Below are 7,634 nucleotides of genomic sequence, written 5' to 3'. Positions count from 1 at the left end.
TTCACCTTGTTGACCAGATAGTAAAAAACCGGGGGGATGTATCGTTTGAAATACACCATAAGCAATTCCTTGCCCCCGATGTAGGCGTTCTTTTTGTTTTTCTTCACAGCCCTGACAATCTGACGGGAGCATGTTTGAGCGCTGATGCCACCGCTTTGGCCAGGATCCTTGATGCCGTGTGGACTGCCATCGCGGGTCAGGGCATGCAGCGAGATATTGGTATTGACCCTTCCGGGAAAGAGCAGGGTGACCTTGATCCCGCGGTCGTGGGTTTCGGTTCGCAGCGACTCAAAATAGCCGCAAAGGGCGTGCTTGGAGGCTGCATAAGCCGAGCGGTAGCGGAAGCCAAATAATCCGGCGATGCTGGCCGAAATGGCAAAGTGGCCCCTGCCCTGTTCGAGCATGCCGGGCAAAACCAATTTGGTGAGCTCGACCGCTCCCCAGAAATTCACTTCAAAAAGCTTGCGGTCGATGTCCAGGGGGGTCTCCTCCACCAGCGATCGCTGGCTGATGCCCCCGTTGTGGAACACCATATCAATGACAGGCGAGATCTCCTTTGCTTTTTCATAAGCCTGGTAGATCTCTTTGCTGTTGGCAAGGTCAAAGGGTATGGTGTGGGTTGTTACCCCGGACTGCCGGCATCGTCCGGCCACTTCTTCCAGTTCGGGAAGAAAGGCTGCGGGCGCCGATAGCAATAATACGGAAGGCCCCTGTAGCGCCACCTCTGTGGCCAGGGCTTCCCCTATGCCCGAAGAGGATCCGGTAATCCATACCACCCGGTTTTTGAAATCACTCATACCATCCTTTTTGAGCCTTCAAAGATAGGCCAAGATTTATTTTAACCAAAGACTTTTTGAGCGGGTCGGCGACGAAAATAATGGATGTTTCATCGGGGCTTCCGGGGTATTAGAATAAGACCGTGTTTTTTAAAACCATGGGTCAAAGGCTTTCATCTTTTCCCATCCTTGCATCTTCCGGACCAATGGGCCTGATCACCCGGCAAGGGTTACCAGCGGCCAATACGCCTGCTGGAATGTCGCGGGTAACCACACTCCCTGACCCGATAACTGCGTGATCGCCGATATTTACACCCGGATTGATGACCACCTGCCCGCCAATCCATACGTGGTCGCCAATTTTTACAGGCAGGGCATACTCAAGCCCGGCGCTCCTTTCGGAGGACAGCAAGGGATGGGTGGCAGTATAGATCCCTACACCGGGTCCAACGAAGACGTGATGGCCGATATGGACGGGTGCACAGTCGAGGATCACCAGGTTGAAATTGGCGAAGAAGAAATCGCCGATGTGGATGTTGTAGCCATAGTCGCAATGGAAAGGGGGCTCGATGGTGAGGTCCTGACCTGCCTTACCCAGGAGTTCGCGCAGCAGCCTCGGCCTCTGATGCCACTGGTCAGGAGGCTGTGTATTGAAGGCATAGACCAGCTGACGGGCACAAAGCCTGTCGCGGCTGAGTTCGGCATCCATGGCATTGTATAATTTGCCCGTAAGCATTTTTTCCTTTTCTGTGCGCATCTATTTCCCTTTTTTGGTTTAAGAAAGAATCTCTCCATTTCATTTTTTATTCTGCTGAAAGCAGAATAAATTTCCTGGAGACTCCTGTATCTGCAATGTAAAAACATTTGAGGTCTTTCCAAAATCCTTTAAAAAAGTCTATTTTTAAGGTTGTAACCCCAACCCCCCATTGCAGGCCCAAAATTATGGAACAAAAAGACTATCTGCTCAGGGAAATAGAAAAGATTGGGATTGCCCTGCGGGGCATCCTGATGAAACTCACCGGCAAGGACACCGGGGCACCCCTGGCCATGGAAAGCCGCTTCGATTTTGCCAGCGAGATGCTTTTGAAAGATGCCGGATTTAATCTCCAGCAATTTAAAGCGATGAATGAAGCAGATTCAAAGGCTTACCTGGAGGAAACAAAAGGACTTATCCCAGAGAACCTGGAATTACTGGCAGATTTGTTTTATGAGCTGAGTCAGCGCGAAACCGGGGCCCTCCAAAAGGCCTGCCTCCATAAAGCCCTGCTTGTCCTGGAACACTGCAACCAGAAGGGCAAGACTTTTTCCTTCGGGAGGGAGGAAAAGCTGGGCCTCATCAAAACAGCCCTCGAAGGATTCTGCGAAAGCCGGGCCCGGTAAACCAGGAAAGCGGGCCGGGTTAACCGGAAAATGGAGGTTGCGGAACAGAAGCGCCCAGGGGGAAAAGCTTAAACGGCGGTCTGGACCCATTGATTCAAGATGGCAGCGACCTTTTTTCCGTGAGAACCGCTGGGGTTATCAAAAAAGATTTTGTTCCAGCGCTGTCTTTCTGACTGCTTCAGTTGAGGGTTTTCCTGGTATCGGAGGATGGCCTGATCGAGTTCTTCCAGTTTATCGATCTGCAGGGAGATTTCGCTGATCATCTGACGAATTTCTGAAGAGAGCCGTCGTCCGGTATCAACCCTGAAGGTGATGATGGGTTTATCGAGGGCACAGAATTCGGCCAGAACAGAACTGGTATCCCCGATAAGAAAATCGGCGGCAAGCATACAGGCAGGCAAGTCTTCAGGGCTGGCAAGGAAGATCCCGGGAACCGCTTTGGCTTTTCGCAACTGCTCTTCAGACATCATAGGATGAAGACTAACCAGAAGGTTAAACCGCTCTTTAAGACCCTGAAGCTCATCGATCCAGCGGTCGACCGCGCTCATCCCCGACTGATCCCAGGTAGCGGTAAACAATAGGGTCTTTTTACTGGAATCAAAACCGGGCTGCTTAAGGATCTTTTCACTCAATGCAATGGTTTTGGGATGGGAGAAAGCATCGAGGCGGGGGTATCCCCCCGCTACACCAACCCTAACTCCGTTTTTTTTGGCGGTTCCGACCTCGTTCTCCGAGATGAAGATAAACAGGTCGAAGGCATTGAATTTCTCCGCCCTGATCATTTTCTTGAAGAAATGGGGCCCATGTTTCAGCCCGGCTTTCCTGACCGCTTTGATCGGGAACCTGTGAAGGGCGTGGCGGGCCATAATGACCGCGGGGGGAAATACTGGCCAGGTTTTTACTGCAATGCCTCTTTTCCTCAGGGCAGATGCCACCTTCAGGTTGCGGGCCACCAGGTCAAAAGGAAAATTGAGATGGGGCAGAATGTGTTCGATGACCGCATGATCGTGTTCCGAATCCAGGTAAAAAGCTACCTTGCCGGGTCCACGCATCAACCGCCTCAGCTGCCACCCCAGCCAGTAGGGAAATTTCAACAGGATTCCGGTCACCACCATAGGGATCTATGCTTGTTTTTTCTGCCTTCTTTTCTTTTCAAGGCGCTCCAAAATGAATTGCTCCAGCTCAGTTATGCGGGCCTCACGGCCGAATTGCTCTCTGACGAATGTTTTGGCCGCTTCACCCATCGAATGCATCTTGTCAGGTTGCTGCATTGCATGTATTACTTCCCTGGAGATGGCATCCGCATCTGCAGGAGGAATGAGGACTGCGTGGCGGCCACCCTGGCTGAGTTCTTCAGCTCCATCGACGCGGGTCATGATAACCGGTTTGCCATAAGCCATGGCTTCCATCGGGGCATTGGGCATCCCTTCGTAGAGGGAAGGATGGACAAACAGATCGCAGGCCTTGTAATAGGAAACAGGCTGGTGAATATATCCGGCAAAATGGATGGAATGCTCCACCCCTTTCTCTTTGGCATATTGCCGGAGCCTGTCAAGGTCCTTTCCATCGCCAATGACATAAAACAGCAATTCGGGGCATGCCTTTTGAATGGCCGGCAAGGCATCGACCAGGTAAAAATACCCTTTATCGGCCACTGCCCTGCCAACACAAAGGGCGATGGTGCGTCCAGGAAATTCTTTGGAGAAGTCGTAAGCAGGAGTCTGGTCATCGATCAGGACGCCATTGTAGATGACCTTGATAAAGTCATCTTCTGCCAGCCCCATTTTTTCATAAGCATCGCGGATGGTAGCGGTATTGGTCACCACCCCATCCACAAAGAGGCGTGCCCGCAGCCTGATCTTCCAGCTGTTTTTGGAAGGGGGTGAGCTGGCCCTGCGCACCACGGCGGGCTTCCCGCCAAAGCGGGCAGCCAGTCCGGCCACGGAGAGTTCGCGGCTCATACAAATCACGACATCGACCTTCTGCTTACGCATAAACCCAGCAAGCTGAATGGTTTTGAGCAGACGGTTCAGGGCATTGAGGTGGAACGGCAGGACATCCAATTCTTTGGCGGCAGCCTCCCACAGGAGGATACCCCCTTTGCGACCGGCTACGGTAACCTGATGCCCCCGGTCACGGAGAGCAATGGCCGTGTTGACCACCCAACGCTCGCCCCCGCCGAATTTCTTTTTGCCTATGACCCTGATAAACAGTATGCGCATCACCTGAAATTAAGTCCCGGGAAAAACCACAATTTCCCGGAAGGGATAAAAGTAACAAAATGTTTTGAAGTGCTAATCGATCTTGTCCTTCCCGGAAGTTTCCAAAGCCTGGGCATCATCCTCGAGCACGGGCATGTCAAGATAGTCCATCAGTGTCTGGGCAAAGAGGTTTTCAAGATGGGGTTTCTCCTCCACAAACGTCCAGGGCTTATCGGGGAGAGCGCTGAAAAAGCCCTCGGATTTGGCCACTACACTCATACCAAAATGCAAGGCCTGGAATTCGACCAGAAAAAAATCTTTCCCATTGAAGAGGATGTCGAGCGAAAGAAAGGGGGTATCTAATTTCTGGTAGACGGAGCGGGCAAAATCAAGCAATGCCGGGTCGGGCTCTTTATTGAAGCTGAATTTCTTGGTCCCGCTGGCACGGAAGTCCCCCTTGTTAACTGAACGCTTCATTACATAATAGCGATTACCGGCTGTAAGCACCCGGTAGTCGAAATCGAGGCCCGGGACGAACTCCTGAAGGACAAAGTTCTTTTCTACCTTGAGGTATTCCCGGTATTCCATGTAATCCTGACGGTCGGAATAATGGGGGTATTCCTTGAATTTCTTCTTCCGGAAATATTTCCTGCGCAACAGGTCAATCTTTTTTCCTATTCCAAGGCGGTTCTTCAGGCGTTTGAAGTGCTTCATCAAATCGCCTGCATCCCTGATAAGAAAAACGCCCTTGCCGTTGGTGCCCTCGGTGGTTTTGAGCACCAAAGGGTACTTTAGGCTATTTGGATCCACTTCCTCCCCGGAAGAAAAATAGAGCCCTGACAATCCGGAAAGCCCAACAGCCTTTTTGTAAATCTCCTGGTAGCCTTTGTTTTCGTGGCATTTCAACAGGTCGCAGGAAGGGATGACCCGGTTTTCTTTTGAGAGGTGGTAGATAATATCGTTGATATACTGCCGGTAGTTTTCCTTTTGCGAAAAGGCATAGAAGATGGTCCTGTTTTTTAGTTCGACAGGACTGTTAACCACCTGGTGAAAATCGTGCAGTTCAACCTGCCAGCCTTTCTGGGTGAGGATAGCGGCTATTTTATCCACATCGAGGCTAGACCAAGGCTTGCGGGTTTGTCCGAAAAACTTATTGCGGCTGGTTAAGATGACAAGGTCACGTTTCATGGTTCGGATGACAAATAAAAAACTCCTGATGCCTGTTACAAAGGATCCGGGAAACAGGAAGAAATCCCTGGGGAAGCCAGTCAGTTACCAGGCGCATTGTGCTGTTCTGCAACAAGATACCCCTACAACTGATTATCCCTTTACAAAAATAGCAATACTAATGGCAAATTGAAGCCATAGAATATTAAAATAAGCATAAAAACCCTTCAAAGTAAACCTAAGATTTACAGCTGAAGGGCTTAAAAGGAAATAATTATTCCTGTTTCAGCAAGACCAGGATTATCTTATTTTCATTCAGATTAGCGATGAACGTGTTTTCGAGTCGGTCCTCTGCCAGATATTGTTCACCCTCCTCCCTGTAATTGCTAAACCGCCCACTATTTTGCATATGTTCGATAAAATCAAAGAATACTTTTTTGGCGGTCATCTCATCAGGATAGTTTAGAATGATATTACGGTGAAATTTTTCTTCAACAGCCAGGGCCTCAGTAACCTTCAAAATATCTGCTGATCCGAAATGGTAAACATTGTTGAGGGCCAGGGGTCCAAGTATATAGGTAGCGCTGAGCATTTCCTCATTACGATATTCAGTATACAGGCTGGGTAAATGGGATTGGACCGGGGCCCATTCCTGCATACGGGTCACCAAACTGGCGAAGGCCTTCAGTTTGGTTTTATTGCTGAGACCTGTTGCGGAGACCGATACATAGAAAGGGCCTTGCCAGAGGTGCAGGTAGTCATCGCCATACACCACCCAGGGGCCGGGGTTTACTTCAATCTTAAGGCTGCCCTTGCGCAGGCTGAACATCCCGAAGGCCGCACTGTCGCTGGCCATATGATAGACCTCGATATAGAGCTTTCCATCGGTGGGGTGCTGCAACTCGACGGCCGCCACATCCCTGAAGCCATATTCAAGAAAGAGATCGGCCCCGCCATTGATCAGGAAGAACAGGTCGTCGCCCTCATATGCCTGTACCTCATAGCTCTGTTTCCATCCGGGGAGCCAGTTATTACCCGGCAGCAGGTCCATGGCGGTTTGGCCAAAAGCGGGGGTTGCAAGCAAGCTAAAAGCCAGAAGCATTAACAGCAAGGAAAGCTTTGATCTACTCATTGTTTACCTCCAGGATTGATAGTTTTGAAAGGTCTTTTTCGCCCAGTCCGATTTCGTAACCTTTCTGAATGGTCAGGACATCCTCAGGCAGGAAGCCGATCTGCTGTGCGCAATAGGTATCGACGGCAACAGGGTCAGTGCCAGTGACCACCTTCAGAGGGCTGACAACATCGCCGGGGCCGTTGGGGCCATTGGTCACAAAGCAATAAGTGACATCGGAGATAATCAGATCAGGGGGACGTACCAGGTACAGGTCAGCAATGCACTGGGCCAGAAACTCAGGGTCGTTGCGTGAGGGACCATCGAGATGGAACTTCACGTTGGATGCCCGGGTGTTAAGGCCCATCAGGTTCTTCATGCTGTTGGTCAGGATGGTGGTGGCATGATGTTTGGCAATGGGGATGTTGATGAACACATCCACTTCAAAGAGTTCCTTGACCAGCTCAAGATCCTTTACACTGACAGCGCCCTCCACCTTGGGTACTTTGACAAAAACATCCTCGCTGAAGACAGCAGGAAATTGATTTTCCTTGATCTCACGGGTACGTGCGATCATTTCCCGGTACTCAGGTTCCAGTGGGGTCCGCGTCCAGTAATCGGGTTTGATGGGTTGCAGAAACACGATGTCGGTGGCGCCGGCATCGAAGGCCATCTTGATGGTGGCGATCACCACCTCTGGATCGACGTAAGCTCCCCTGTTGCGGAAATCGGAATTGACCAGGATGCCTACTGCATTGCCCGGTTTCACAAAACGATCCATACCACCCAATAACTCCACCGCCTGGATGGTTTGTTCAAAAACATCATTGCCCTTGACCGAGGCAATGTCGGGGGTCTGCGCACGGGCCAAACCCAAGGGCAGGATCCACAAAGCAAGTAAAAAAAATCTCATTTTCATAGTGCAGAAAGTTTTATAAATGGTTGCCTGCAAATATAGTATTAAATGACATTGCATGCAATTGTCATGAAAAATCCGAA

Annotated in this window: 8 protein-coding genes; 1 reads left to right on the top strand and 7 read right to left on the bottom strand. The window is 50.5% G+C overall.

What is annotated here, in order from left to right; genetic code table 11:
* Window positions 1-797: SDR family NAD(P)-dependent oxidoreductase (locus tag V2I46_05720; GenBank protein MEE4176990.1), on the bottom strand; the 797-nt coding region annotated here is incomplete at its 3' end.
* 142 nt (window positions 798-939) lie between these two features.
* On the bottom strand, window positions 940-1,533 hold the full coding sequence (locus V2I46_05715) for a sugar O-acetyltransferase (protein ID MEE4176989.1): 594 nt from the start codon (window positions 1,531-1,533) through the stop codon (window positions 940-942).
* A gap of 185 nt (window positions 1,534-1,718) precedes the next feature.
* On the opposite strand from V2I46_05715, the gene V2I46_05710 reads away from it, so the two are divergent.
* Window positions 1,719-2,156, top strand: a complete 438-nt coding sequence (locus tag V2I46_05710) for a hypothetical protein (protein ID MEE4176988.1) — start codon at window positions 1,719-1,721, stop codon at window positions 2,154-2,156.
* 68 nt (window positions 2,157-2,224) lie between these two features.
* Here V2I46_05710 and V2I46_05705 read toward each other — a convergent pair whose 3' ends face one another.
* The 5 genes from V2I46_05705 to V2I46_05685 all read right to left on the bottom strand — a co-directional run bounded on the left by V2I46_05705 (window position 2,225) and on the right by V2I46_05685 (window position 7,554).
* The gene (locus V2I46_05705; protein MEE4176987.1) at window positions 2,225-3,271 is read right to left on the bottom strand and encodes a CDP-glycerol glycerophosphotransferase family protein; all 1,047 of its coding nucleotides are present in this window, start codon (window positions 3,269-3,271) and stop codon (window positions 2,225-2,227) included.
* 6 nt (window positions 3,272-3,277) lie between these two features.
* Window positions 3,278-4,378: a glycosyltransferase gene (locus V2I46_05700; GenBank protein MEE4176986.1), complete on the bottom strand. Its 1,101-nt coding sequence runs from the start codon at window positions 4,376-4,378 to the stop codon at window positions 3,278-3,280.
* 72 nt (window positions 4,379-4,450) lie between these two features.
* Entirely contained in the window at window positions 4,451-5,545 is a 1,095-nt protein-coding gene (locus V2I46_05695; GenBank protein ID MEE4176985.1) for a hypothetical protein, read from the bottom strand.
* A gap of 253 nt (window positions 5,546-5,798) precedes the next feature.
* Window positions 5,799-6,656, bottom strand: a complete 858-nt coding sequence (locus V2I46_05690; GenBank protein MEE4176984.1) for a DUF6599 family protein — start codon at window positions 6,654-6,656, stop codon at window positions 5,799-5,801.
* Window positions 6,649-7,554, bottom strand: a complete 906-nt coding sequence (locus V2I46_05685; protein MEE4176983.1) for a DUF362 domain-containing protein — start codon at window positions 7,552-7,554, stop codon at window positions 6,649-6,651. Before V2I46_05685 ends, V2I46_05690 begins: the two co-directional genes overlap by 8 nt.
* Window positions 7,555-7,634 lie beyond the last annotated feature (80 nt).

The organism is Bacteroides sp., assembly GCA_036351255.1.
Lineage (GTDB): Bacteria > Bacteroidota > Bacteroidia > Bacteroidales > UBA7960 > UBA7960.
Note: the sequence above shows the minus strand (reverse complement) of the source record. Positions and strands in the feature narration are given on the sequence as shown.

Excerpts from the sequence above, each read along its gene's own strand:
- V2I46_05715 (MEE4176989.1), bottom strand. The coding sequence starts at position 1,533 with ATGCGCACAGAAAAGGAAAAAATGCTTACGGGCAAATTATACAATGCC.
- V2I46_05710 (MEE4176988.1), top strand. The coding sequence starts at position 1,719 with ATGGAACAAAAAGACTATCTGCTCAGGGAAATAGAAAAGATTGGGATT.
- V2I46_05705 (MEE4176987.1), bottom strand. The coding sequence starts at position 3,271 with ATGGTGGTGACCGGAATCCTGTTGAAATTTCCCTACTGGCTGGGGTGG.
- V2I46_05700 (MEE4176986.1), bottom strand. The coding sequence starts at position 4,378 with ATGCGCATACTGTTTATCAGGGTCATAGGCAAAAAGAAATTCGGCGGG.
- V2I46_05695 (MEE4176985.1), bottom strand. The coding sequence starts at position 5,545 with ATGAAACGTGACCTTGTCATCTTAACCAGCCGCAATAAGTTTTTCGGA.
- V2I46_05690 (MEE4176984.1), bottom strand. The coding sequence starts at position 6,656 with ATGAGTAGATCAAAGCTTTCCTTGCTGTTAATGCTTCTGGCTTTTAGC.
- V2I46_05685 (MEE4176983.1), bottom strand. The coding sequence starts at position 7,554 with ATGAAAATGAGATTTTTTTTACTTGCTTTGTGGATCCTGCCCTTGGGT.